The sequence below is a fragment of the Oleiphilus sp. HI0079 genome (assembly GCF_001635105.1).
Genome location: NZ_LWFT01001206.1, coordinates 1 through 1,150, shown reverse-complemented (window position 1 = coordinate 1,150; position 1,150 = coordinate 1). Strand labels below are relative to the sequence as shown.

The window sequence follows — 1,150 nt, the reverse complement described above, 5'->3', positions numbered from 1 at the left end:
CAGAGCCGCGCCAAAACTTAAGGTAAAGCTATTGAATGCATATGAAAAGAATCTAGGGGACCAGCTTTGTTCAAAATACTGAATTGCGTAGTTGCTTAGAATGACAACAGGAATTAGAAACCCAAATATCACAGGGGTGGCGGCAAGTGCGCTCGCCAAGTAAGCATGTGGCCCTGTGAGTTTATTTACAGGTAAGCCAGACGTACTAGATTTGGCTGAGAAGGTTTGTTGCTGATTTCTAGAGCGACGCTCTAAATAAATCAGTAGGGTGACAGCGAGCATCATGACGGTCGCTATTTGCGCTGCACCGCCAATATTGCTCATGTTTAGCCATGTGTCGTATAAGCCCGCCGTAAGAGTTTGAATCGCAAAGTAATCGACGGTGCCAAAATCATTCAGAGTTTCCATTAACACGAGTGACAATCCTACGACGATGGCTGGTCGAGCAATAGGGAGTGAGACGCGAAAGAAAAAAGCCAATGGGCTAGAGCCTAGACTGCGAGCAGCGTAGTAAAGCGAAACGGATTGTTGCATAAAGGCTGCACGGGCAAGCATATAGATATAAGGGTACAGTGTCAGCGCCATTAAAATAATCGCGCCCGCCATGCTACGGACTTCTGGAAAAAAATAATCGCGGCTTGTCTGCCAACCAAAAAGCTCCCTTAAGGATGACTGAAGAGGGCCGGCATACTCAAGAAAGTCGGTGTAGACATACGCAATGACATACGCTGGCATTGCGAAAGGAAGCAGTAATGCCCAGTTAAATAAGCGTTTTCCTGGGAAGTCGTAGTGGCTTATTAGCCAAGCGGATCCGATGCCAATTAAGACACTTAGCGTTCCGACGCCCGTCATTAATATGAGCGTGTTTTCAATGTAGACAGGTAGAACGGTATTCAGCAGGTGGGGCCAGATATTGTCGTCGGGAAAGGCCGCTAAATAGATGACTGATGCGATTGGTAGTAAAACGATGGTTGCGACAAGAAGAGCGCTCGCAAACCAAGAGTGTTCCGTTCGAAAGGTAGGAGTTTGCCAACGCTTTAAAGAGGATGTAGTCAACGTGTTAGGCTTTTAATGTTATGACTGAGCACAGCATTATAATCGAAAAGCGACCAGATAGGCCGCTTTTCGTCGTCTTCTGTTTATTGATCAA

General features: G+C 46.3%; 1 protein-coding gene. It reads right to left on the bottom strand.

The genetic code is table 11. The annotated features are described in order from the left end of the window. The coding region (locus tag A3750_RS21515) for an iron ABC transporter permease (protein WP_156498819.1) at window positions 1-1,056 on the bottom strand (1,056 nt) is incomplete at its 3' end. Between the last annotated feature and the right edge of the window lie 94 nt (window positions 1,057-1,150).